This window comes from Streptomyces sp. NPDC001816, from assembly GCF_042892235.1.
Lineage (GTDB): Bacteria > Actinomycetota > Actinomycetes > Streptomycetales > Streptomycetaceae > Streptomyces.
This window is the reverse complement of record NZ_JBIATY010000005.1, coordinates 461,767-485,105: the sequence shown is the minus strand read 5'-3', so window position 1 is coordinate 485,105 and position 23,339 is coordinate 461,767. Positions and strand designations below refer to the sequence as shown.

General features: G+C 70.2%; 19 protein-coding genes and 2 pseudogenes. 12 read left to right on the top strand and 9 right to left on the bottom strand.

Annotated features, from left to right (window positions below; genetic code table 11):
• The first annotated feature begins 67 nt into the window (after positions 1–67).
• Positions 68–2,020, top strand: coding sequence for a helix-turn-helix domain-containing protein (locus ACFYZZ_RS20905; RefSeq protein ID WP_389177859.1), 1,953 nt, complete (start codon positions 68–70; stop codon positions 2,018–2,020).
• 47 nt (positions 2,021–2,067) lie between these two features.
• On the opposite strand, the gene ACFYZZ_RS20900 is transcribed toward ACFYZZ_RS20905, so the two are convergent.
• Both ACFYZZ_RS20900 and ACFYZZ_RS20895 read right to left on the bottom strand, forming a co-directional pair.
• Positions 2,068–3,444: an MFS transporter gene (locus tag ACFYZZ_RS20900; protein ID WP_389177856.1), complete on the bottom strand. Its 1,377-nt coding sequence runs from the start codon at positions 3,442–3,444 to the stop codon at positions 2,068–2,070.
• A gap of 444 nt (positions 3,445–3,888) precedes the next feature.
• Positions 3,889–4,524, bottom strand: a pseudogene (locus tag ACFYZZ_RS20895) (transposase family protein); the annotation flags it as partial.
• Positions 4,525–5,738: 1,214 nt separating this feature from the next.
• On the opposite strand from ACFYZZ_RS20895, the gene ACFYZZ_RS20890 reads away from it, so the two are divergent.
• The 6 genes from ACFYZZ_RS20890 to ACFYZZ_RS20865 all read left to right on the top strand — a co-directional run bounded on the left by ACFYZZ_RS20890 (position 5,739) and on the right by ACFYZZ_RS20865 (position 11,025).
• Positions 5,739–6,635 carry a TauD/TfdA dioxygenase family protein gene (locus tag ACFYZZ_RS20890; protein ID WP_389177853.1) on the top strand — a complete coding sequence of 299 codons (897 nt, stop codon included), beginning with the start codon at positions 5,739–5,741 and terminating at the stop codon, positions 6,633–6,635.
• Positions 6,632–7,525 (top strand): ABC transporter permease, encoded by an 894-nt coding sequence (locus ACFYZZ_RS20885; RefSeq protein ID WP_389177850.1) that lies wholly within the window; start codon positions 6,632–6,634, stop codon positions 7,523–7,525. The genes ACFYZZ_RS20890 and ACFYZZ_RS20885 overlap by 4 nt, the downstream gene beginning before the upstream one ends.
• Positions 7,522–8,253 carry an ABC transporter ATP-binding protein gene (locus ACFYZZ_RS20880; protein ID WP_389177847.1) on the top strand — a complete coding sequence of 244 codons (732 nt, stop codon included), beginning with the start codon at positions 7,522–7,524 and terminating at the stop codon, positions 8,251–8,253. The genes ACFYZZ_RS20885 and ACFYZZ_RS20880 overlap by 4 nt, the downstream gene beginning before the upstream one ends.
• Before the next feature lie 43 nt (positions 8,254–8,296).
• Positions 8,297–9,355: an aliphatic sulfonate ABC transporter substrate-binding protein gene (locus ACFYZZ_RS20875; protein ID WP_389177844.1), complete on the top strand. Its 1,059-nt coding sequence runs from the start codon at positions 8,297–8,299 to the stop codon at positions 9,353–9,355.
• Positions 9,352–10,680 carry an LLM class flavin-dependent oxidoreductase gene (locus tag ACFYZZ_RS20870; RefSeq protein ID WP_389177841.1) on the top strand — a complete coding sequence of 443 codons (1,329 nt, stop codon included), beginning with the start codon at positions 9,352–9,354 and terminating at the stop codon, positions 10,678–10,680. Before ACFYZZ_RS20875 ends, ACFYZZ_RS20870 begins: the two co-directional genes overlap by 4 nt.
• A gap of 96 nt (positions 10,681–10,776) precedes the next feature.
• Positions 10,777–11,025, top strand: coding sequence for an ATP-binding cassette domain-containing protein (locus ACFYZZ_RS20865; protein ID WP_389178263.1), 249 nt, complete (start codon positions 10,777–10,779; stop codon positions 11,023–11,025).
• 60 nt (positions 11,026–11,085) lie between these two features.
• On the opposite strand, the pseudogene ACFYZZ_RS20860 reads toward ACFYZZ_RS20865, so the two are convergent.
• Positions 11,086–11,280, bottom strand: a pseudogene (locus ACFYZZ_RS20860) (AAA family ATPase); the annotation flags it as partial.
• A 4-nt stretch (positions 11,281–11,284) separates the two neighbouring features.
• Positions 11,285–12,211, bottom strand: a complete 927-nt coding sequence (locus ACFYZZ_RS20855; RefSeq protein WP_389177838.1) for a LysR family transcriptional regulator — start codon at positions 12,209–12,211, stop codon at positions 11,285–11,287.
• A 137-nt stretch (positions 12,212–12,348) separates the two neighbouring features.
• Between ACFYZZ_RS20855 and ACFYZZ_RS20850 the strand changes: the two genes are divergently transcribed.
• From ACFYZZ_RS20850 to ACFYZZ_RS20830, 5 genes are all read left to right on the top strand, one after another.
• Positions 12,349–12,429, top strand: a complete 81-nt coding sequence (locus ACFYZZ_RS20850; protein ID WP_351611030.1) for a putative leader peptide — start codon at positions 12,349–12,351, stop codon at positions 12,427–12,429.
• A gap of 175 nt (positions 12,430–12,604) precedes the next feature.
• Complete coding sequence (gene sfnG, locus ACFYZZ_RS20845) at positions 12,605–13,741, top strand: dimethylsulfone monooxygenase SfnG (RefSeq protein WP_389177835.1); 1,137 nt, start codon at positions 12,605–12,607, stop codon at positions 13,739–13,741.
• A 41-nt stretch (positions 13,742–13,782) separates the two neighbouring features.
• Complete coding sequence (gene ssuE / locus ACFYZZ_RS20840) at positions 13,783–14,340, top strand: NADPH-dependent FMN reductase (protein ID WP_389177832.1); 558 nt, start codon at positions 13,783–13,785, stop codon at positions 14,338–14,340.
• Positions 14,337–15,533 carry an SfnB family sulfur acquisition oxidoreductase gene (locus ACFYZZ_RS20835; protein WP_389177829.1) on the top strand — a complete coding sequence of 399 codons (1,197 nt, stop codon included), beginning with the start codon at positions 14,337–14,339 and terminating at the stop codon, positions 15,531–15,533. Before ssuE ends, ACFYZZ_RS20835 begins: the two co-directional genes overlap by 4 nt.
• A gap of 33 nt (positions 15,534–15,566) precedes the next feature.
• Complete coding sequence (locus ACFYZZ_RS20830; RefSeq protein ID WP_389177826.1) at positions 15,567–16,727, top strand: LLM class flavin-dependent oxidoreductase; 1,161 nt, start codon at positions 15,567–15,569, stop codon at positions 16,725–16,727.
• Between the two features lie 266 nt (positions 16,728–16,993).
• Here the strand turns inward: ACFYZZ_RS20830 and ACFYZZ_RS20825 are convergent, their stop codons facing one another.
• From ACFYZZ_RS20825 to ACFYZZ_RS20805, 5 genes are all read right to left on the bottom strand, one after another.
• On the bottom strand, positions 16,994–17,221 hold the full coding sequence (locus tag ACFYZZ_RS20825) for a hypothetical protein (RefSeq protein ID WP_389177823.1): 228 nt from the start codon (positions 17,219–17,221) through the stop codon (positions 16,994–16,996).
• A 66-nt stretch (positions 17,222–17,287) separates the two neighbouring features.
• On the bottom strand, positions 17,288–17,671 hold the full coding sequence (locus ACFYZZ_RS20820; protein ID WP_361233870.1) for a Rid family detoxifying hydrolase: 384 nt from the start codon (positions 17,669–17,671) through the stop codon (positions 17,288–17,290).
• Positions 17,672–17,734: 63 nt separating this feature from the next.
• The gene (locus ACFYZZ_RS20815) at positions 17,735–19,228 is read right to left on the bottom strand and encodes a carboxylesterase/lipase family protein (protein ID WP_389177820.1); all 1,494 of its coding nucleotides are present in this window, start codon (positions 19,226–19,228) and stop codon (positions 17,735–17,737) included.
• A gap of 22 nt (positions 19,229–19,250) precedes the next feature.
• Entirely contained in the window at positions 19,251–20,165 is a 915-nt protein-coding gene (locus ACFYZZ_RS20810) for an MBL fold metallo-hydrolase (RefSeq protein WP_389177817.1), read from the bottom strand.
• 29 nt (positions 20,166–20,194) lie between these two features.
• Positions 20,195–22,537, bottom strand: coding sequence for an FUSC family protein (locus tag ACFYZZ_RS20805; RefSeq protein WP_389177815.1), 2,343 nt, complete (start codon positions 22,535–22,537; stop codon positions 20,195–20,197).
• Positions 22,538–23,339: the final 802 nt, after the last annotated feature.

Genomic DNA, 23,339 nt, shown 5'->3' with positions numbered 1-23,339 from the left:
CGGCGCCCGGCCGGAGAGTTTTCCACAGGCCCGACCTGCCGGGCGCCCGATGCGGAATCCTGTGACCATGTCTCGCGATCACGTCCAGCCGGCCGAGCGCCCCACCACCGAGGGCACCACCGGGGTGTCCGAGGGCGGCGCGGAGGCCCCGTACCTCGAGCTGCTGGCCCGCGACGCCTCGGTGGAGGCGTATGAGCAGCCGGTGCTGCTCGCCCGCGCCGAGGGACAGCCGGCGGACCGGATCGCCGCCCTGGAGCGCGCCAAGCTCGTCGCCCTGCGGGTGCGTTCGGAACTGGAAGGGCGACGGCGGCGCGAGGCGGAACTGTCGGCGCTCTTCGAGACCGCCCACGACCTGGCAGGCCTCAGGGACCTGGACGCCGTCCTCCAGGCGATCGTGCAGCGTGCCCGCTCCCTGCTCGGCACGGACATCGCCTACCTCAGCCTCAACGACCCGGCACGCGGCGACACCTACATGCGCGTGACGGAGGGCTCGGTCTCGGCCCGCTTCCAGCAACTGCGCCTCGGCATGGGCGAGGGGCTCGGCGGACTCGTCGCCCAGACCGCGCGGCCGTACGTCACGGACGACTACTTCCAGGACGGCCGCTTCCAGCACACCCTCACCATCGACGCCGGCGTCCGCGACGAGGGCCTGGTCGCCATCCTCGGCGTGCCGCTGATGCTCGGACCGCACGTCATCGGCGTCCTCTTCGCCGCGGACCGGCGGGCCCGCGTCTTCGAACGCGAGCAGATCGCCCTGCTCGGCTCCTTCGCCGCGCTCGCCGCGGCCGCCATCGACACCGCCAACCTGCTCACCGAGACCCGCGCGGCCCTGGCGGGACTGGAGCACGCCAACGAGATCATCCGGGACCGCAGCGCCGTCATCGAGCGCGCCTCCGACGTGCACGACCGGCTCGCCGAGCTGGTGCTGCGCGGCGGCGGAGTCCACGACGTGGCCGCGGCCGTCTCCCAAGTCCTCGACGGAACAGTCGAGTTCACCGAGGCCGGCACGACACCGGCCGAGCCCCTGGAGGCGTCCCGTGCCGAGGGACACGCCGTACGGCACGGCGGCGACTGGATCGCCGCGGTGACCGCGGGCGGCGAACTCCTCGGCGCACTGGTGCTGCGCGGCCACCCCGGCCTGGACCCGGTCGACCAGCGCACCCTGGAACGCGCGGCGATGGTCACCTCGCTGCTCCTGCTGGCCCGCCGCTCCGCCTCCGAGGCCGAACAGCGCGTGCGGGGCGAACTGCTGGACGACCTCCTGGACGCCCGCGACCGGGATCCGCGCCTGCTGCGCGAACGCGCCGCCCGGCTGCACGCCGACCTGGAAGCCACCCACGTCGTCCTCGCGACCCGCCTCGACGGCCCGGCGGCCGACGCCGACGAGGAAGCCGCCGCCCGCCGCCGTCTGTGGTCCGCCGCCTCCCACCTCGCCGCCACCCGGCAGGGCCTGGCCGCCGCCCGCGACGGCGGCACGGTCCTGCTGCTCCCGCTCGCCGCCGGCGACACCGCCACGGACGTGGCCCGCCGCACCGCCCGCCACCTCGGCACGGCCGTCCACCAACCCGTCACGGTCGGCGCCTCAGCCCCCGTCACCGACCTCGCCACCCACCCCGACACCGTGGCCGCCGCCTACGCCGAGGGCCGCCGCTGCCTGGACGCCCTGCACCTCCTCGGCCGTGACGGAGACGGCGCGGCGGCCGAGGACTTCGGCTTCCTCGGCCTGCTCCTCGCGGGCGAACGGGACATCGGCGGCTTCGTCGACCGCACCATCGGCCCGGTCGTGGCCTACGACGAGCGCCGCGGCACGGAGCTGTTGCGCACCCTGGACGCGTACTTCGCCTGCGGACTGAGCCCGGTCCGCACCAAGGACGCACTCCACGTGCACGTGAACACGGTCGCTCAGCGGCTGGAGCGGGTGGGCCGCCTCCTGGGCGAGGACTGGCAGAGCCCCGCCCGCGCCCTGGAGATCCAACTGGCCCTGCGCCTGCACCGGTTGGCCGCACCGGTACGGCACTGACCGGCCCCCGCACGGGGGCCGGTCCTCGGTTCGTGCCGTCGCGCCGGTCAGACCGTCCGGGCGTCGGCCGCCGCACTCACGGCGGCCTGAGCGCCGTCCCCGGCCTCCACCTGGGCTAGATCCCGGTGCCGGGTCTCCCGGGCCACGCCCACCGCGATCAGCGTCAGCACGGCCGCCGCGATCACGTACAGAGCGATCGGGGTGGAGCTGCCGTAGTCGGCGAGCAGCGCGGTGGCGATGAGCGGGGCGGGCGCGCCGGCGGCCACCGAGGCGAACTGGGCACCGATGGAGGCACCCGAGTACCGCATCCGGGTGGCGAACATCTCGGCGAAGAAGGCGGCCTGGGGCGCGTACATCGCACCGTGCAGCACCAGGCCGACGGTCACGGCGAGCACCAGGTACCCGAAGGAGCCGGTGTCGACGAGCGAGAAGAACGGGAACATCCACAGACCCACGCCGGCCGCGCCCAGCAGATACACGGGCCGCCGCCCGACCCGGTCGGAGAGCGCGCCCCAGGCCGGAATCACGGCGAAGTGCACGGCGGAGCCGATGAGGACGGCGTTGAGCGCGGTCTGCTTCGAGACACCGGCGGACGTGGTGGCGTACACGAGGATGAAGGCGGTGATGACGTAGTAGCTGATGTTCTCCGCCATGCGGGCGCCCATGGCGACGAGCACGTCCCGCCAGTGGTCCCGCAGCACGGAGACGAGCGGCGGCTTCTCCGCCTCGACGGACCGCCGCGACGCGGCCCGCTCCAGCGCCTCCTTGAAGACGGGCGATTCATCGACGGAGAGACGAATCCACAAACCGACGATCACCAGCACACCGGAGAGCAGGAACGGGATCCGCCAGCCCCAGGTGCCGAAGGCCTCGTCCGAGAGCACGGCGGTGAGCAGCGACAGCACACCGGTGGCCAGCAACTGCCCGGCGGGCGCCCCCGTCTGCGGCCACGCGGCCCAGAACCCGCGCCGTCGCGCGTCCCCGTGCTCGGACACCAGCAGCACGGCGCCACCCCACTCACCACCGAGCGCGAACCCCTGTACGAGGCGCAGCGCGGTCAGCAGCACCGGCGCGGCGGAGCCGACCGTCGCGTGCGTCGGCAGCAGCCCGATGGCGAACGTCGCCCCGCCCATCAGCAGCAGGCTCAGCACCAGCAACTTCTTGCGCCCCAGCCGGTCACCGTAGTGCCCGAACACGAGCGCCCCCAGCGGGCGGGCCGCGAACCCGACGGCATACGTCAGAAACGACAACAGCGTCCCGACGAGCGGATCGGAGTCCGGAAAGAACAGCTTGTTGAACACCAGCGCGGCGGCAGAGCCGTACAGAAAGAAGTCGTACCACTCGATGGTGGTGCCGATGAGGCTGGCGGCGACGATTCTGGGGAGGCTGGCGGGGGGAGGGGGAGCGGTGGTTCCGGAGGCCATGTGCGCCACTTCCTCGTGTGCGGTGGGGACGGGTACGTGTGGGCACACGGTAGGAAGATGCAGGTCAGGGGCACATGTGGTGGGGCAACATAGTTTGGGGGTTGGCTATGCGTGCGGCCACCATGCCGGCTCACGGAAGGGCGGTTCCGGGGCTCGAAGGTGGTCGAAACGAGAGCCGTCCGAGACGCGTAGTTCGGGGTGATTTGACGGTGCGGTGCTGACTCCCATGCTGACTTGGTACTGACTACGCTCCGTTGAACTCGGACATCTTGGAGCTGATCGGCTCAGCGCCGTTGCACGGCAGGTGGCCGGACTGAGAGGCCGAACGGTCTTCGCCGCTCGGCTCTGCGGGCACGGACAGGGCGCTGCGCCTGGGCGTGGTGCGCGTTCACTTGGAGCGCAGGATCCGCCCGTAGGCGCCCCCGTCCATTTCCTCGGTGACAACATGTGGGCAACGGCCTGGACCGCGTGATGGAGACCGTCGCCGCGCTGGCGGCAGTACCGGAGGATCTTGTAGTTCTTCATCCGGCCGATGGCACGTTCCATGCGGGCACGGACCTTGCGGTGCTCGGCGTTGCCCTCTTCCTCGCCCTCCAGCAGGGGCTGCCCAGGCTGTTTGCGGTGCGGCACCGCCATCCCGCAGTTGAGGTAGGCACCGTCCGCCGGCACCGGCACTCCTTGGCAGTGCTCGCTGAGCCCAGATGCACGCCAGGCGTGCGCTTCCGCTGTGCCCGCTACCGGTCGGGCCGCCGCGATGACCAGCCGTGTCTCCGCGTCCGCGATGACCTGCACATGTGCCGAGAACCGGTAGTTGCGGGAGGAGGCGCCCACGCCGCGGTCGCGGACCAGGACGAGTGTGCCGTCCACGATCCACATCCGGTCCGGGGCATCAGCCGGGCGGGAGACCGGTTCCAGTGCCAGCAACGGTCCCAGCCGCTGGATAACACGGCACCCTGTGGAGGAGGAGACGTCGAACAGCGGGCCCAGCTGCCGCATGGTCAAGTTCGTGCGGTAGTACACCGCGACCATCAGGACCCGCTCGGCCAGGGGCAAGGACCACGGTAGGTCTACCCGGCCGCGGCCCCATCCAAGGGTCTCGTGCGGCGCGAACGTCACGGTGAGCGCGTCGGACTGTCCGCGGCCTCCCGGCCGCGGCCCCATCGCAGAGCGTCGTAGATCACGGGCCACTTGATGGCTTCTGTTTGTCCGCGGCTTGCACGGCTGCGGCCCCATCGCAGCTGGGACGAGGCTCGCGATGTAAACCGGGTCATGGGGGGCTACCTGCGGGCTGTTCTGGCCATGGCCCATCACAGGGCTTTGTCATCCACCGACTTGGCGGTGGTCTGTGGCCTGTCCGGCCGCTGCCCCATCGCAGCGCGATCAACTACGGCGTCGGCGCGCATAAGGTGGCCTGTCCGCAGCCTGCGCGGTCGCGCCCCATCAGCAGGCCAGGTTGCAATTGGCCAACGTGGATGGGGCGTTGTCCGTCGTCTGCCAGGCTGCGATCCCATCACAAGAGTGCGACTGGCTACCTTGTCTACATGGCGGCGGTCTGTCCGTGGTCCGTGTGGACACGGCCCAATCGCAGGTGCCGGCACGTTGGGGCGAGTCCGATCGTCGACAAGCTCGAAGCCGTTTGTCAGCTGCTGCACAGCGCACGCTGTGCTGTCCGCGGCCTCAACGCCGCAGCCCCACCGCAGGGCCCCCTGGTACGCCCATTGGCTGCTCTCGTAAAGCCATCCGCTGTACTGTCCACACCGTTTGCAAGAGAAGCGGAGAAGCTCTCCGTGTCCGCAATGCAAGACCTGTCCGGGAAGTTCTTGACCGACCTGGTGGACATCTGCTGAACTCCCGACCCATGAACCCGCGCGTGGACCTGACCCGGCGGCGCCACATCGATCTGGCGCACGTCTCCAGCGCGTTTTGTTGTCGCTGATCCGGCAAGTGGTCCCCGGCAGCGGCTGGCGCGCGCCCAGGGCGGGCGCCGGGCAGCGGCGGTGCGAGGCCGCCCGCACCACGATGCCTTCCCGCGGGATCGTCGTATCCACCTGCTGAGGGCTCCCGCCTCCTCTTCTTCTTCTCGCATTCGTATGAGCCGGAAGCCTGTGCGCGCACGCCGACGCGGTCGCTGAGAACGCGGCTGTAGCGGTCCTGCGACCACGCGCTTTCCCTCCGGCCCGCCCACCGGCGTTTCGCATGTGGTCGATCAGTCTTGCGCAGTACCAGCCCCTTCACCCGACTCCCCGATCCTCAACACCCCTTGGTGTGCCCGTCTGTCCGGGAGGGACCCCCTCATGCCTGTGTCCATCCGTAAGCTCACCGGCCGCATCGGCGCGGTCGTCGAGGGCGTCGACCTCACGGCGACTCCCGATCTCTCGACGATCACGGCGCTCCGTGACGCCCTCAACGAACACAAGGCGATCGTCTTCGACGACGTGAACCTCGACAACGCCGGCCAGGAGCGCGTGGCCCGGTGGTTCGGCGAACTCACCACCGCCCACCCGAACGTGCCGGCCACCGACGGGACGACGAACGTGCTCGCCGTCGACAGCGAGACGTCCAAGGCCAACGAATGGCACACGGACGTCACCTTCGTGGTCAACCCGCCGCAGCTCACCACGCTCCGGTCGATCGTGACCACGCCGTACGGCGGCGAGACGCTCATCACCAACGCCGCCGCGGCCTACCGCGACTTGCCCGAACCGCTGCGCGCCCTCGCGGACTCGCTGCGCGTGGTGCACACCAACCAGTACGACTACGCCCGCCCCGCGGCCACGACAGCACAACGGCAGGAGTACGACCGAGCCTTCGTGTCGACGCCCTACGAGGCGGAGCACCCGGTCGTGCGGGTGCATCCGCTGACGGGCGAACGCGGGCTGTTCATCGGCGGGTTCGCCAAGCGGATCGTCGGCCTGTCGGGCAGCGAGTCGGCCGATGTGCTGCGCCTCCTCCAGTCGTATGTGACGCGTCCGGAGAACATCGTGCGCTGGACCTGGTCCCCGAACCAGCTGCTGATCTTCGACAACCGGATCACCCAGCACTACGGTGTGGACAACTACGACGACCACCCGCGCCGCCTCAACCGGGTGACGGTCGCCGGAGAGGTGCCGGTCGGTGTCGACGGCCGCCGCAGCGAGCAGCTCGTGGGCGATGCCTCGCACTACAGCAGCGTGCTGGCGGTGGCGGCATGACCGAGGTCCGCATCCCGGGCCCAGCCGTCACCAAGGGCCCGGAGGCCGAACCGACGAGCGCGCGGCAACGCGAGGTGTTCCTGCCGCGCGACGCCCGCCGCCGGACGCCGCTCAGCGCACTCCGCGAGCGCCTGCGCTGGCCCCTCGGGGTCTATACGACTCCGGTCGTGATCCTCATCGCCTGGGAGGTGCTCGCCCGTGCCGGAGTGCTGCCGAAGACCTACGCTCCGGCGCCGACCTCCATCGTGAAGTCCGCCGCCGACCTGTGGCAACAGGGCGTCCTCGGGCCGGACCTGGCCATCTCGCTGCAACGGGCAGGCATCGGTCTCGCGATCGGTCTGACCGTGGGCATCGTCACCGGAGTGCTCGGCGGGCTGCTGCGCAGCGGCGAGTATCTGTTCAACGGCGTCGTGCAGGTGCTCAACACGATTCCGCTGCTGGCGGTGCTCCCGCTGATGATCGTGTGGTTCGGCATCGACGAACTCACGAAGGTGCTGCTGATCTCCTTCGGCGCCGGCGTCCCGATGTATCTCAACCTGTTCGCCGCGATCAGGGGCGTCGACCAGCGCCTGATCGAGATGGCGCGCACGACGGGCGCGGGCACCTGGCGCCTGGTGGCGCGGGTGCTGGTGCCCGGAGCCCTGCCGGGGTTCCTGGTCGGACTCCGGTTCTCCCTCGCGTACAGCGTCCTGGGCCTCGTCGCCGCCGAAACGGTCAACGCCGACAAGGGACTTGGCTTCCTCATCACTCAAGGGCAGACCTATCTGCAGACCAACCAGGTCTTCGTGGGGCTGGTGATCTACTCGCTGCTCGGCCTGCTCGCCGACCAGTTCGTCAGGGTTCTCGAGCGGGTGCTGCTGCGGTGGCGACCCAGTTATGAGGCGTCATGAGCAGCGCAGTATCGACCGAGCTGCGCCGGCAGACCGGGGTCGTCGTCGAGCAAGTGGTCCGTGGTTTCGGTGACCGGGTGGTGCTCGACCACCTGGACCTCGCCATCGCCGACGAGGAGTTGGTGATCCTGCTCGGCCCCTCGGGCTGCGGCAAGAGCACCCTGCTGCGGCTGCTCGCCGGACTGGACCGGCCCGACGGAGGGCGGGTGGAGGTCCCGGCGCGGCGTGCGATCGTCTTCCAGGCCGACCGGCTGCTGCCGTGGCAACGGGTGTTGGGCAATGTCACCCTCGGCCTGCACGGACCCGAGGCGGAACAGCGGGCCCTCGATGTGCTCGCCGAGGTCGGACTCGCGGGCCGGGAGAGGGCATGGCCCAAGGAGCTTTCCGGCGGCGAGGCCCAGCGGGTGTCGCTCGCGCGGGCCCTGGTGTCCGAGCCCGAACTCGTACTGCTCGACGAGCCGTTTGCCGCCCTCGACGCCATCACCCGGCTGCGTATGCACAACCTCGTACGGGCGCTGCGGGCCAAGCACCACGCCGCGATGCTGCTCGTCACCCACGACGTCGACGAGGCGATCGCCCTGGCGGACCGCATCGTCGTCATGAGCAACGGTCGCATCGGCACCTCGCACGAGGTGCACCTCTCCGCCGCGCACCGGGAAGCGAGCGTCGCACGCGAGGAACTCCGCGCACGGCTGCTGGAAGACCTCGGCCTCGCCGGCCAGCACTGACCTCCCCGAACACCCTCACCCCAGCACAGAAAGCACGACAACCATGCGAAAGAGAACCACCAGGCTCATCGGCGCCATCGGCTCGCTCGCCCTCGCGGGCACCCTCGTCGCCTGCGGATCGTCGTCTTCGAACAGCGCCGCGCCGCTGAGCAACGCCGCCGAGGCGAGCGACGCCAAGCACCCCGAGTGGAGCAAGTACACCTTCACCATCGGCGACAACGGCGGTGACGGCAGCCAGGAGCTGGCGAAGATCACCGGCGTGTTCGACAACGCGCCGTACAAGGTGAAGTTCGCCCGGTTCACCTACGGCCCGCCGCTCGTGCAGGCCGCGGCCTCGGGCGACATCGACCTCGGCAGCGTCGGCGACGTGCCGCCGATCACCGGTGCCGCGAAGGAGTACGGCTTCAAGGTCGTCGCCGTCAACCGCTCGCTCAGGCCCGACCAGGCGGGGGAGAACATCATCGTGCCGAAGGGCTCGAAGCTGAAGACGGCCGCCGACCTCAAGGGCAAGAAGATCGCCGTGCCGCAGGGCAGTTCGGCCCACGGCCTGGCCCTGAACGCGCTGAAGAGCGTCGGCCTCACCCCCAAGGACGTGAAGCTGGTCTTCCTCGACCCGGCGGCCGGCGCGACGGCGTTCAACACCGGCAAGGTGGACGCCTGGTCGATCTGGAACCCCCAGTCCGCGATCGCGGTCAAGAACGGCGCGCGGATCCTGGTGAAGGGACTCCCGCCGATCGACCAGACGAGCAGCTACTACGTCGCCAGTGACACGTCGCTGAAGGACAAGACCAAGCGCGCGGCTCTCACGGACGTCCTGAAGAGGCTCTCGCGAGAGTTCGCCTGGGCCGTCAAGAACCCGGACCAGTACGCGCAGGCGCTCTCCAAGGAGCAGGGCATCCCGCTGGCCGACGCCAAGGCGTCCCTGGCCGCCTACTCCAACCGGGTGACCCCGGTGGAACAGTCGGACATCGAGCTGGAGCAGAAGCTCGCCGACGCCTTCCTGGAGGCGGGGCAGATCACCAAGAAGGTCGACGTCAAGTCGATCACCAACAACCTCCTGCCGGCCGGCTACGACAGCTCCGAGCTGAAGGTCACCTCATGAGCCCGAGACGGCGTCGGCTCCATCTCAACGCCTTCCTCATGGAAGCGGGCCACCACGAGGCAGCGTGGCGGCTTCCGCACAGCAATCCCCGGGCGGACTTCGACCTGCGGCACTGGATCGAGCTGGCGCAGCTGGCCGAGAGCGCCAAGTTCGACTCCCTGTTCCTCGCGGACGGCCCGGCACTCATCGGCACCGGCGAGTTCCGCCCGCCGGGCCAGCTCGAACCGCTGACCCTGCTGACCGCGCTGTCCCAGGCGACCAGCAGGATCGGCCTCATCGCGACCGTGTCGTCGACCTACAACGAGCCCTACAACCTCGCCCGCCGGCTCGCCTCCGTCGACCACGTCAGCGGCGGCCGCGCTGGCTGGAACATCGTCACCTCCGCCGGAGCCGACGAGGCCGCCAACTTCGGCCTCGACGACCGCCCCGGCCACGCCGAACGCTACGCCCGCGCAGACGAGTTCCTGAAGGTCGCCAAGGCGCTGTGGGACAGCTGGGAGTCCGAGGCCGTCCTCGCGGACAGGACCACCGGACGCTACGCCGACCCCGCGCGGCTGCACCGCCTCGACCACCGGGGCCGGTACTTCAAGGTGGCCGGCCCCCTCAATGTCGAGCGTCCCCCACAGGGCTACCCGCTGCTCGTCCAGGCCGGCTCCTCCGAGGACGGCAAGGACTTCGCGGCCCGCCACGCAGAGGCGATCTTCACAGCGCACACGACGTACGAGCGCGCGGCCGCCTTCTACGCCGACATCAAGGCGCGGACCAGGGCCGCAGGCCGCGACCCGGACGGTGTGATCGTCCTGCCCGGCATCGTCCCGTACATCGGGTCGACCGAGGAGGAGGCCCGGGCGCTTGCGCGGCAGTTCGACGAGCTGCGCGTTCCGGAGTACGGGCTGCGTCAGCTGGCCGCCGTGTTCGAGACCGAGCCGTCGGTCTTCGAACTCGACGAGCGTCTGCCGGACTTCATCCTCGCCAGGCCGAAGCTGGAAGGCTCGCAGAGCCGCTCCGACCTGATCATCGATCTTGCGGTGCGCGAACAGCTGACGGTCCGGCAGATCATCTCCCGGCTGGGCGGCGGGCGCGGTCACTTCGAGTTCATCGGGACGCCCGAGCAGGTCGCTGACACGATCATCGCCTGGTTCGAGGGCGGTGCCGCGGATGGGTTCAACATCATGGCGCCCGCCCTGCCGTCGGGCCTCGCGGCCTTCGTCGAGCATGTGCTGCCGATCCTGCGCGGCAAGGGGCTGTTCCGCGAGGAGTACGAGGGCACGACCCTGCGCGAGCACTACGGGCTCCCGGTCCCGGCGAACCAGTTCCATGGCTGACCAGCTCGCGACTCCCGCCGCTTCCCGGAGCGGCGGGAGTCCGCCTGCGCTGCGGGTCGAGGGCCTTCGCAAGACCTACGAAGACGGCTTCACGCGGTGGCCGGGCACGACCTGGAGATACCGGACGGCGCTTTCTTGGGCCTGCTCGGGCCGAACGGCGCCGGGAAGACCACGCTGATCGGCTTGGTGTGCAACATCGTCCGACCCACCGCCGGCACCCTTTCCGTCCTCGGCCACGACCATCGCAGCTGTCAGGCCCGTCGGCTCCTCGGCCTGTCCGCGCAGGAGATCAACGTCGACCGGTTCCTGTCCATCCGGCAGATCCTGATCTGCCACGCCGGATAACACGGCATCGGCCGGAAGGCGGCCGCCCGGCGCGCCGACGAACTGCTCGCCCTGTTCCGCCTGCAGATGTTCCTCGGCCAGGGCATATCCTACGGTGTAGCCCACGGGACCAACCGGGCGTCCGGCCACCCCGGAACGGACGATCGCCTGCTCGATGGTGTCGAGCCGCAGATGGACCGCACCGATCCGGGCCGCCAGGAGACGGGCGAGCGTGGTCTTGCCGGTGCCGGGCAGGCCGCCCATGACGATGTGCACAGGATCATCCCTCCGTCAGCCGTCGCGAAGAAGTGCCGCACGCCTGGGCGTTGCGCACGAAGAGCTCGTGCAGGTCGCGGACCGCCCGCGGAACGGAGCCGGAGTGGCGGCGCTGCAGTACCAGCAGCACGTCGGTGGCATCCCCCGCGAGCGGCCGCACAGTGATCGCGCCCCGTCGCTCCAGGGGGTCGCCGACGACGCTGAAGTCCGGCAGCACCGTGGCCCCCAGCCCCTCGGCCACCATCAGCTTGCCCATCTCCGCGCCGTCGGTGGAGTACGAGAAGGACGGAGTCCGGCCGCGGAGCAGCCGGTGCACGAAACGGTGCATCACATAGCCGGACCGCATCACGACCAGCGGCTCGGCCAGAAGACTGTCCGCGTCCACCGTCTCCAGGGCCGCCAGCGGACTGTCCGGACGCACGCACACCACCGGCCGGCCGCAGAGCAACTCCGTCGTCTCGAAGCCGGGCGGAATGTCGTCGCCCCGGAGATAGTTCACCAGTCCCAGATCGAAGGCGCCCTCCAACAGGCCGCGGTGGATGTCGGCCTGCTGCGCGCCGACCAACTCCACCTGGGTGACGGGGTGCGAGGCCCGGAACTCGCGCACGGTCGGGATGACCAGCGGCACGGTAGCCGTGTTCACCGTGCCGAGTCGGACCATGCGGCTGATGCGGTGCTGGTCGCCGGCCGCGCCGCGCAGCCGGTCGACCGCGTCCAGCACGCTCATGATGTGCGGTAGCAACTCGCGTCCCTCGTCGCTGATCTTCGCCCCGGACCGCTTGCGCTCCAGCAGGTCCACGCCGAGCTCGCGCTCCAGATTGCGTACGGTCTCGCTGAGCGCCGGCTGGGACAGGTGCAGTTCCTCGGCAGCGCGCCGCAGCGAACCGAGCCGTGTGACGGCAGCGATGTATTCGAGCTGTTCGATACGCACGAACAGGAGACTGCGCCCTCCCGGGACCGGGTTCAAGGGAATCCCTGTCACAACCTCGTGAATACCGACTCTCACCATGTGGAATCACATCCGGGCATTCTTGACCGGCCGGACTCCCTCCTGGTTCGATCGGTGGCATGAAGCGACAGGACCTCACGCGGCGACTCCACGTCGACCTTGCGCGTGTTTCCAGCGCCTTCTGTCGCTGTCGGGTCTGAGCGCACCCGAGGGAAACCCTCCCACCCGCTCCCTCTGTGACTTCCTTCCGTGAATTCCGGTCCCGGCTCATTTCCGTCGTGACGACAGCTTTCCCGGAAACGCCGCTCCAGCGTGCCTGAATTCCGCGGAGCTCATTCGTCCTGCCCGCGCAGCATTCTCCTGCCAGGAGTTCCCATGCCCGCATCCTCCGCATACCCCGGATCCGATTCCGTCCGCTTCGCCTACTGGGTGCCGAACGTCAGCGGCGGTCTGGTCACCAGCACCGTCGAGCAGCGCACCGACTGGGGGTACGAGTACAACCGCGAACTCGCCGTCCTCGCCGAGAACAACGGCTTCGACTACGCGCTCAGCCAGGTCCGCTACATGGCCAGCTACGGCGCCGAGTACCAGCACGAGTCCACCAGCTTCAGCCTCGCCCTGCTGCTCGCCACCCAGCGGCTGAAGGTCATCGCCGCCGTCCACCCCGGTCTGTGGCACCCGGGCATCCTCGCCAAACTCGGCGCCACCGCCGACCACCTGTCGAACGGCCGCTTCGCCGTCAACGTCGTCAGCGGCTGGTTCAAGGGCGAGTTCACCGCGCTGGGCGAGCCCTGGCTGGAGCACGACGAACGCTACCGGCGCTCCGAGGAGTTCATCCGCGCCCTGCGGAAGATCTGGACCGAGGACCACGCCGAGCTCGCCGGTGACTTCTACCGGCTGCGCGACTTCTCCCTCAAGCCCAAGCCGCTGAACACCCCCGAGCGTCCGCACCCGGAGATCTTCCAGGGCGGCAACTCCACCGCCGCGCGCGCCATGGCCGGCCGCGTCTCCGACTGGTACTTCTCCAACGGCAAGGACTTCGACGGCGTCACCGAGCAGATCAATGACGTCCGCGCCTCCGCCGCCCAAGCGGGCCGTACCGCACCGAAGTTCGGCCTCAACGGGTTCCTCATCGCCCGCGACACCGAGGCCGAAGCCCGCGAGACGCTCCGTGAGATCGTCGCCAAGGTCGACACGCAGGCCGTGCACGGCTTCCGCGACGCCGTCCAGCAAGCCGGTCCGTCCACCGGCGACGGCAAGGGCATGTGGCAGGACTCGACGTTCGAGGACCTCGTTCAGTACAACGACGGCTTCCGCACCGGCCTGATCGGCACCCCCGAGCAGATCGCCGAACGGATCGTCGCCTACAAGCGGCTCGGCGTCGACCTCTTCCTCCTCGGCTTCCTGCACTACCTGGAGGAGGTCGAGTACTTCGGCAAACGGGTGCTGCCCCTGGTGCGCGAACTGGAGGCACAGGAAGCCGCGTCCGAGCCCGCCGCCGCCCACGCCTGACCGCGGCCCGCACACGAAACGACGAACCGAAAGGTCCTCCCATGGCCACTGTCCTGTCCGTCTCCGGAAGCCCCTCCGCCACCTCCCGCACCGCTCTGCTGCTGCGCCACCTGGACGAGCGGCTCATCGCGCAGGGGCACGAGGTGATTGCGCTGGACGTTCGTACCCTGCCTGCCGAGGCGCTGCTCGGGGCCGACTTCGCTCACCCGGCAATCGTCCGGGCCACCGCCCTGTTCGAGCAGGCGGACGGGGTGGTGATCGGTACCCCCGTCTACAAGGCCGCCTACTCCGGACTGCTGAAGTCCCTGCTCGACCTGCTCCCGCAGTACGCCCTGGCGGGCAAGACGATCCTCCCGCTGGCCACCGGCGGCACCACCGCCCACGTCCTGGCCATCGACTACGCCCTGCGCCCGGTGCTGGCCTCCATGGGCCCAGCGCACATCACGCCGGGCTGGTTCACGCTCGACAAGGACATCACGGTGGGCGAGGACGGCACGCTGAAAGTCGCGCCGGGATCGGCCGAGGCTCTGGCGCAGGTCACAGACCAGTTCTCGGCCGCGCTGGGCGGCCGTACGACGCTGCTGGCGGCCGCCGGATGAGCGCCGCGCACGTCATCTCGGACGACGCCGAGGCCCTCGCCGTGGCCGCGGAGCTGGCCGCGGACTTCCGCAAGGGCGCCGCCGAGCGGGACGCGCGACGCAGGCTCCCCCACGCGGAGCTGGAGCGGCTGTCCGCCTCCGGGCTGCTCGCCGTGACCGTGCCCGCCCGGTTCGGCGGCGCGGACGTCCGTGCGGACACGCTCGCCGAGAGCTTCCGACTGCTGGCCGCCGCCGACGCCAGCCTGGCCCAGATCCCGCAGAGCCACTTCGTGTACGTCAACGTGCTGCGCCGGCACGGGACCGACGAGCAGCAGGAGTTCTTCTTCGGCGAGATACTGGCCGGCAAACGGTTCGGCAACGCCCAGTCCGAGGCGGGCAGCCGGCACGTCCAGGACATCCGCACCCGCCTCGCCCGGCTCCCGGACGGGTCGTACGTCCTCGACGGCGTCAAGCACTACTCCACCGGCGCGCTGTTCGCCCACTGGATCCCCGTCCTCGCCCGCACCGAGGACGACACCCTGCACGTGGCGTACGTCCCGCGCGACGCGCCCGGCCTCACGGTCGTGGACGACTGGGACGGCATGGGACAGCGCACCACCGCCAGCGGAACCGTCCGCCTGGAGTCGGTGCCCGTGCCCGCCGACCGGGTCGTGCCGCACCACCTCACCTTCCAGGGCCCCCAACTCCACGGTGCGGTGGCTCAGTTGCTGCACGCGGCCATCGACGCCGGCATCGCCTCCGCGGCGCTGGCCGAGGCGGTGGAGTTCGTCCGTACGAAGAGCCGCCCCTGGTTCGAGAGCGCCGCCGAGGGGCACGCGACCGCCGCGGAGGATCCGCTGCTGATCCAGCGGTTCGGTGAACTGGCGATCAGAGAAAGGGCTGCCGAAGCGTTGCTTCGCGAGGCCGCCCGCGCGGTCGACGACGCCCGCGCCGACCTGACCGACGACTCTGCCGCCGAGGCCTCGATCGCGGTGGCCACCGCAAAAGTGACGGCGGCCGAGGCCGCCGTGGAGGTCGCAAGCGCCCTCTTCGAGGTCTCCGGCACCCGCTCGGCCCTCGACTCTCTGGGCCTGCACCGCCATTGGCGCGACGCGCGCACCCACACCCTGCACGACCCGGCCCGCTGGAAGGTCCAGCACATCGGCCGTTACGTGCTCAACGGCACCAGGCCGCCCCGGCACGGCCTCCTGTGACGAACGCTGACGCACACCGATCGGAGCCCTCACGTGTCCCTCACCTTTCACTGGTTCCTGCCCACCAACGGTGACAGCCGCCACGTCGTCGGCGGCGGGCACGGCACCCCTGCCACGCAGTCCGGGCGCGACCGGCCACCGACGGTCGCCTACCTGAGCCAGATCGCCCGCGCCGCCGAGGACCTCGGCTTCGTCGGCGCTCTCACGCCGACCGGCGCGTGGTGCGAGGACGCGTGGCTGACCACCGCCATGGTCAGCCAGAACACCGAGCGTCTGAAGTTCCTCGTCGCCTTCCGCCCCGGCTTCGTCTCGCCGACGCTCGCGGCGCAGATGGCCTCCACCTTCCAGAGGCAGACTGGCGGACGGCTCCTGCTCAATGTCGTCACCGGCGGCGAGAGCCACGAGCAGCGGGCCTACGGGGACTTCCTCGACAAGGACGCGCGGTACCGCCGTACCGGCGAATTCCTGGAAATCGTCCGGGGGTTGTGGGAGGGCAAGACCGTCGACCTCGCCGGCGAGCACCTCCGGGTCGAGGACGCCAGGCTGGCCCGGGTGCCCGACCCGGTGCCCGAGGTGTACTTCGGGGGCTCCTCGCCGATCGCCGGAGAAGTTGCCGCCAGGCATGTCGACGTCTACCTCACCTGGGGTGAGCCGCCCGCCGCCGTCGCGCAGAAGATCGCCTGGATCAGGGCGCTGGCCGCGAAGGAGGGTCGCAGCGTCCGCTTCGGAATCCGGTTGCACGTCATCACCCGCGACACCTCCGAGCAGGCCTGGGCCGAGGCGGAGCGGCTGCTGGCGGGCTTCGATGCGGAGACTGTGCGGCAGGTTCAGGCCGGGCTTGCCCGCAGCGAGTCGGAGGGACAGCGGCGGATGCTGGCCCTGCACGGGGGTGGGAGCCGGGACGGGCTGGAGATCCATCCCAACCTGTGGGCGGGCATCGGTCTGGTGCGGGGTGGGGCGGGGACCGCCCTGGTCGGCAGCCACACCGAGGTTGCCGAGCGGATCAAGGAGTACGCCGCGTCGGGGATCGAGGAGTTCATCTTCTCCGGGTATCCGCATCTGGAGGAGGCGTACTGGTTGGGCGAGGGCGTGCTGCCGAAGCTTCAGGCGCAGGGTCTGTGGCGGCACCCGTACGGGCAGCAGGTGGCCCCCGCCGCCCAGGTCCCCTTCGCCGGTGCCGGGAGCGCGCGATGACCCATGTGATCGCCGACGACACCGGCCCCGCTCCCACGGAGGCGCCGAGGTTCGACGGCTTCGACCTCGCCTACGTCACCACCCCTGGCTCCTTCGCCGACTTCGTCGACCTCGTCGTCCCGGAACTGGGCAGCCGCGGCAGGATCGTGGCCCCGTCCGGCGGCGCCACGCTTCGCGAACGCCTCCACGGCGCTGCCGGCGGCTCCCGGATCAGGGACGATCACCCGGCCGCCCGCCATCGTGAACTCGCCATCCGGGAGCGTGAATCAGCCGGAACACAGTTCGGTGATTTCGTCCACGATGGCCTGCGCGGCGAGTTCGTCGAGAAGGTCGGGCTGTGGGAGGCGTTCCCGCGCCAGGGTTGCGGTAGCGCCCCATGCGAGGTCGTCGCGGGTCATGGCGGTGTCGCGGGCCGGCGTCCAGAGGTCGGCGGGGCCCAGGTCGTCGACCGTGTGCTGGATGCAGCGGGCGGCCGCGTCGGCCGCGGGCGTCACGTCGGCGTTCAGGAGGCCGGCGCGGTCCCGGGGACCGCGCCGGACCAGCCTTGCGCTGTGGCGCTGTCAGTCGTCCAGCACTGCCAGGGCGTCGATCTCCACGAGGAGTCCCGGCGGGAGCTGCATGTAGACGGTGGTGCGGGCGGGGAAGGGCTCGCCGACGGCCGCCGCGTACGCCTCGTTCAGCTCGGGCAGGTGGGCGGGGTCGGTGAGGTAGACGCGGAGCATGACGACGTCCTCCAGGCCCGCGCCGGCCGCCTTGAGGACGGCGGTGACGTTGCGCAGGACCTGTGCGGTCTGCTCGGCGACGGTGGTTCCGACAACCTCGCCGGTGTCCGGGTCGAAGGGGAGCTGCCCGGAGACCTGCAGGACGGGGCCCTTGCGGATGCCCTGGGAGAGCGGGGCCGGTAGGGAGGGGGCGTTCTCCGTGGTGATGACGGTTCTGGTCATGGTGTTCCTCGTGGTGGCGGTGTCCGGTGGCAGGGGTGGGCAGGCGAAGCGCATGGAGGGGTGTCAGCTCCAGACCTGTCGTTCCTGGCTGCGGGGGTCGTCGACCTGGGTCCACTGGGCGTCTATGTGCATCGTGGCCCGGCGCTCGGTGTCGTAGCGGTCCCAGCCGGGGTCGCCGGTGGTGGCGAACCGGATCCAGGTCTCGTGCATGCGGGCGGCGAGATCCACGGGGGGCTTGTCGGGGCCGAGCAGGGCGGCGGGGCCGACAAGCTGCGGCAGATGCGTGAGGTCGAAGACGAAGGGCAGCTCGACCGCGTGCGTGGCGCCGAGTTCGCCGTCCAGGGCGTGCGAGCGCCAGGCGAACTCGTAGGCGAAGGTCGCGGACTCGGGGTGGGCGGCGTGGGCGCCGGCCAGGGCCCGGGTGCCCGCGCCGAACAGCGCGTCGCCCATGATGGCGGAGCGCAGCTCGCCGTGGGACGCCTCGGGACGTGTCCTGCGGTAGGTCTCGACGAGCTGCGCCGGGTTCGGGTGCGAGCGGGCCGCCGTGTCGTCCACGTCCTCGGCGGTCGAGGAGGCGTACTTGTCCACGGGGACCAGGTACAGGAGGCCCTCTTCGGTGTTGGTGCCGACGAGCAGGTCGACGTCGGAGCTGTGCCCGGCGGCCACCGAAACGGCGGGCTGGGTGTCCAGGACCAGGCTGAAGGGGCTGAGGCCGATCAGCGGGTCGTGGTGGGTGGCGGTCTGCAGGTCGATGCCCGCGAGCTTGGAGGCGGCCTCCACAAGACGCTCGTCGGAGATCTCCGCGAAGGCGTCCACGTGCGGCTCGACGCCCAGGACCTCGGCGGCTGCGGCGGTGACACGGGCTGCCTGCTCGGTGGTGAACGCGCCCAGGCCGCTGCCGCTCTGCACGATCGCCCTGCGGAACAGTCCCGCGGCCTCGGCGGTGGCGAGGACGCCGCCGACGACGGTGGCCCCGGCCGACTGGCCGAAGAGCGTGACGTTGTCCGGGTCACCGCCGAACGCGGCGATGTTCTCCCGCACCCAGCGCAGCGCGGCGACGACGTCGAGCAGGCCGCGGTTGGCGGGGGCTCCGGGGAGGTCGAGGAAACCGGCGATGCCGAGCCGGTAGTTGAGCGTGACGAGGACGACGCCGTCCCGGGCGAAGGCGGAACCGTCGTACATCGCGGACCGCGTCGAACCGGCGACGAATCCGCCGCCGTGGACGAACACCATCACGGGCAGGTCGCTCTGCGCGGCGGCGGGCGTCCACACGTTGACGGTGAGGTAGTCCTCGCCACGGCTCCAGCCGGTGCCGAAGTAGGGGGCCATGTCGATGCTGCCGAGCTTGCGCTCGGACTGCGGCGCGTTGGGGCCGGGGACGGTGGCGTCCCGTACGCCGTCCCAGGGCTCGTGCGGCTGAGGCGGGGCGAACCGGTCGGCTCCGCGGGGCGGGGCGGCGTAGGGGATGTTCAGGAAGGCGGCGGTTCCGTCGTCCTGGCGCTGACCGCGGACGGCTCCCTGCGCGGTGGTCACGACGGGTTCGGGGTGGTGGCTCATCTCTGGTGCCTTTCCGCGGGCTTCAGCCCTGCTCGGTGTACGGGGTGAAGGGCGCCCAGCCCTTGATGGCGAAGGTGCTTCCCTCGCGTACGACTTCGGTGGCGCCGTGGCCGCCCAGGTGGGCGGGAATCACGAGGGCGTTGTTGTCGGCGGCCCAGCCCAGCACTTTGCGGCGGGTGGCGCGGGCTTCGGCGGGGTTCTCGCAGAAGCAGCTGTTGGCGTCCGGTTCGAGGATCTGCACCGGGCTGTGCAGCATGTCGCCGACGAACACCGCACGGTCCGTGCCGGAGGTGAGTGTCAGGACGGAGGAGCCGGGCGTGTGCCCGGGAGCGGTGTCCAGGCGCAGGTTCGCGTCGATCTGGTGGCTGTGCTCCCACAGCTGCGTCTGGCCGGCCTGGTGCACCGGGGCCACGCTGTCCTCGAAGACGTTCTGGTTGCCGCGGCCGAGCAGCGGCTTGTGGCCGTTCTCCGGGTTCCAGAAGTCGAAGTCGTCCTTCGGCATCAGGTAGGTGGCGTTCGGGAAGGTGGGCACCCACTGCCGCCCGTCCAGGTAGGTGTTCCAGCCGACGTGGTCGATGTGGAGATGTGTGTTGACCACGATGTCCACGTCCTCGGGCTGGACGCCGGCCCGGGCGAGGTTGGCCAGGAAGTCCGTTTCGAGGCGGCTCCAGACCGGGGCGTAGGGACGCTCCTTGTGGTTGCCCACGCCGGTGTCGACGAGGATCGTCCTGCCCTCGCTGCGCAGCAGCCAGGTCTGGATCGCAGAATTCACGATGTTGGTCTCGGAATCCAGGAAATGCGGGGTCAGCCAGTCGGTACCGGCTTCCCAGACTTCCTTCGAGCTTTCCGGGAAGAAGGTCTCGGGCGTCATTTCGACAGAACCGAAGTATTCCCATACCCGGGTGATGGAGACATTGCCGAGGGTGATCTGTTCCATGGGGTTTCCTTGGAATTCGGAGGATTTACTCAACCGTACGAGCGGCCCCGGCGGGCGCGGTATCCGTCACGTGACTGCACCTGTGCGTGCAGCCCTGAGCGTGGCGTTTCCGCTTGTAGGCCAGGGACGCGTTCGCACCGGTCGGCGGTATCGGCGCAGCTCCCTGCCGCAGCCGGGGCCGGGACGTGCGACGACGGGATGTCCACGCTCTCGGCAGGGACCATGGTGGTGCGGTCGGGGTCCGAGGCGAATGGGTCCAAGGCTCGTACGAGCGCGGTCAGGGTCGCGTCGAGGCGATTGGTGTGCAGCAGCAGGCGATGCTCCGGCGACGGCCGGTCAAGGCTCACGCGTTGCTCCTCCGAGAGCAGGGACAGCGCCCTGATGACCGTGGGGCGTGCCGTTTGTGAGGCGCTTTCCGGTCGGTGGCCGGTGACGCGGATCAGGTGGGTCACGGTCTCGTGCGCGCGGTCGGCAGCAGCTGTGAGACGGGCGGCGCACTCCCGGACGTGGCCCGCCGGGAGACGTTCGGCCGTGGCGGCCAGGCTCCGTGCGTGGTACGCGCCTGCCTCAAGGAGTTCCAGCAGGTGGCGGGCGCGGTGACGGCGGCGGCGCTGCGGATTGAACGGATGAGTGAGAGGCAGACAGGCCTTGCGGAATGATTCCAGTGCCTGGTCGAGGTCGTGTGCCGCGCGGACCCAGCTCGTCGGGATCTCTGTGTCCGTGCTTCCTGCCGCGACGGCCCGAAGGAGGCGGTCGAGGACGTGCAGGAAGCCGACCAGTCCCTCGTCACTGGCCCGGCGGACCGTGGTGGGAAGGATGAGGACGGCGGCAAGGATCCCGCAGGACACTCCCAGTGCGGTCTCCTGGACGCGCACGAGCAGCACGTGTGTCGAGAAGGTGTCCATCAGCGCGAGCAGCATGCTGAGCGTGCCGGTGATGAAGAACGTCACGGCCCAGTAGGCCTGCGACGGGGTGTAGAACATGCCGAACATGCACAGCAGGAGCAGGATCAGGAGGACAGGGCCGTCTCCGCCGACCAGAGCGGCGAGGCCGTAGCCGAACACCACGCCGAGGACGGTGCCCGCCAGCCGCCGGACACTCTGCAGCAGCACCTCGCCGGTGCTCTCGTTCTTGATGAAGACGACCCATGCGGCCGCGACAGCCCAGTACCACAGGTGCGGCGACAGGAGATGACCCCCCGCGATGGCGAGGGCCGAGGCAGCCGTCACCTGAAACGCCTGACGGGTGGCTCCCCGCTTCACGCTTGAGGTGTCGCTGCCCCTGTGCGGCAGCGCCCCGAAGGTGGGTGAGGCGGGCTTGCGTGGAGGCGTCCCGATTCCTGCCGGGCGGCCCCGTGGGCCGAGAACCCGCAGGGCTTCGGCGAGTTCGTCGACCGCGGGGAAGCAGTCCAGTACGAGTGCGGAGCCTGTCGGCCGGTTCGCGGCGCCGCCTTCGTACTCCTCCTCGCACCGCTTGGAGGCACAGGCCGTTCCCGCGGTGAGCTGGTGCCGGAGAGCCCTGATCCGCTGCGTGAGCCGATGTCGGGCCGTCCGTCCCGCCAGATCGTTGCGGGCGGCCGGGGTGCGCATCGCGCGGACCGTGAGTACGGCCAGGCGCTGCGCGGCCATCTCCACCCGGCTGAGGTGCAGCAGCAGGGCCTCGGTGTCCTCGTCGACGGCGCGCTCGTCGAGAAAGTCCTCGATCAGCAGCACGGACGCGTGCAGCCTGTCGAGGCGGTCCTGCAAAGCGCGGCTCCGGGTGTCGACGTCCTGCCCAGTGACGATCAGCGAGGCCGTGTCCCGGAGGATGTCTTGCAGTCGCACGTCGAATGCGTGCCGCAGCCGCCGCAGAGTTCCGGACGCCGTGACGGGGCCGACGCAGTACCACATGGCTGTGGCGGCCCCGAATGCCACCAGTACCGATGCTCCGAGCTGCGGAAGCTGGTCTGCTCGGGCACGGGTGAACTGAGACAGCAGGAAGGCCATGAAACCGAAGATCCCCAGGCCCAGCCCTCGCGGCCCGAACCGGCGGGCCTGGACGGCGAAGTAGATCACCACCAGGAAGACCAGCTTGGCTGCCGTCGGGTACGGCGTCAGCACGGCTCCGGCGGCCAGGGACGCGAGGGCGAGCGGAGCGCCGAGTCCGAGCGTGATGCGCTGGTTGCGTGGGTGCAGGTCGCTGATGGCCAGTGAAGTCGTCATCGCGGTGAAGCCGCCGACCACCAGCGCCGTCTCGGGCGCTCGCAGCGCTGTCAGCACGGCAAGGGTCGCGGCGGTGCCGCACACGGCGCGCATCGCGGGGGTCAGACGGATCAGTCCGGGGTCAAAGGCGGCGAAGCGGTCCCACAGCGATGTCGTTGTCCTTGCCACCATGGAGATCTCCGTAGGTCCTTTCGCGTGTGCACGGCCGTGGGAGAGCCTTGAGGTTTCGGCCGGCCACGGCCCGCGTCACCAGTCTCGGCACCCGGGGTTCCGGCCGGTATGCGTCAGGTGACTGCTCTCGGAGGTTCCGCAGCACACAGGTGGGAGCCCTGAAGTAGCTCACGGTGGCCTGGACGGAGAAACGAGACACAGGGTCCGTCGCCGGCGTCGGCGACCGCGCAGCGCCTGACAGGCCTGCACCTGTTGACGATGGCTTACGGTTCCAAGGGGCTACACAGTGCACGGACTTGGGACGGACAGCCGCCAGCTACCCAGAAGGTCACGCGACATTCGATGCATCTCGACACAGCCGTCGTCGAGGCGCAGGCTTCCGCGCACCGCGCGTTCGCTCGGGTCGTTCGCCCGCTCAAGAGCAGCCTCGTGGGCCTGCTCCGGATCGGCCATGCCGTCGACGACATAGAAGTGGCGTACGAGCCGACCGCACGGTGTACGGAACCCGAGTCCGACCAGCCACGAGCATCCAGTGGCCATGACAGCGCCTTCCGGTCGAGATGTACGGCTTACGCGATCCCCGTCTGTGATGGCAGGACGCCACCGGCGACGCACGACCGTGCCTGCCCGCCGACCCGGAAAGGCGCGGCCGTGCCCGCTTCACGATTCTGTGGCCGGACGAACAGCCGGGGGTATGCGTCACGTGACTGCAGCGGTGCCGGTCGGCCGCGGGATGGGGCGTTTGCGCCTGCCGACCGGTTGTCCCGCCGTGGCGTCCCGATGCCGTGACGGTGCGGAGACG

Coding starts and splice junctions, on each gene's coding strand:
- ACFYZZ_RS20905 (WP_389177859.1), top strand. CDS start 68: ATGTCTCGCGATCACGTCCAGCCGGCCGAGCGCCCCACCACCGAGGGC.
- ACFYZZ_RS20900 (WP_389177856.1), bottom strand. CDS start 3,444: ATGGCCTCCGGAACCACCGCTCCCCCTCCCCCCGCCAGCCTCCCCAGA.
- ACFYZZ_RS20890 (WP_389177853.1), top strand. CDS start 5,739: ATGCCTGTGTCCATCCGTAAGCTCACCGGCCGCATCGGCGCGGTCGTC.
- ACFYZZ_RS20885 (WP_389177850.1), top strand. CDS start 6,632: ATGACCGAGGTCCGCATCCCGGGCCCAGCCGTCACCAAGGGCCCGGAG.
- ACFYZZ_RS20880 (WP_389177847.1), top strand. CDS start 7,522: ATGAGCAGCGCAGTATCGACCGAGCTGCGCCGGCAGACCGGGGTCGTC.
- ACFYZZ_RS20875 (WP_389177844.1), top strand. CDS start 8,297: ATGCGAAAGAGAACCACCAGGCTCATCGGCGCCATCGGCTCGCTCGCC.
- ACFYZZ_RS20870 (WP_389177841.1), top strand. CDS start 9,352: ATGAGCCCGAGACGGCGTCGGCTCCATCTCAACGCCTTCCTCATGGAA.
- ACFYZZ_RS20850 (WP_351611030.1), top strand. CDS start 12,349: ATGAAGCGACAGGACCTCACGCGGCGACTCCACGTCGACCTTGCGCGT.
- sfnG (WP_389177835.1), top strand. CDS start 12,605: ATGCCCGCATCCTCCGCATACCCCGGATCCGATTCCGTCCGCTTCGCC.
- ssuE (WP_389177832.1), top strand. CDS start 13,783: ATGGCCACTGTCCTGTCCGTCTCCGGAAGCCCCTCCGCCACCTCCCGC.
- ACFYZZ_RS20835 (WP_389177829.1), top strand. CDS start 14,337: ATGAGCGCCGCGCACGTCATCTCGGACGACGCCGAGGCCCTCGCCGTG.
- ACFYZZ_RS20820 (WP_361233870.1), bottom strand. CDS start 17,671: ATGACCAGAACCGTCATCACCACGGAGAACGCCCCCTCCCTACCGGCC.
- ACFYZZ_RS20815 (WP_389177820.1), bottom strand. CDS start 19,228: ATGAGCCACCACCCCGAACCCGTCGTGACCACCGCGCAGGGAGCCGTC.
- ACFYZZ_RS20810 (WP_389177817.1), bottom strand. CDS start 20,165: ATGGAACAGATCACCCTCGGCAATGTCTCCATCACCCGGGTATGGGAA.
- ACFYZZ_RS20805 (WP_389177815.1), bottom strand. CDS start 22,537: ATGGTGGCAAGGACAACGACATCGCTGTGGGACCGCTTCGCCGCCTTT.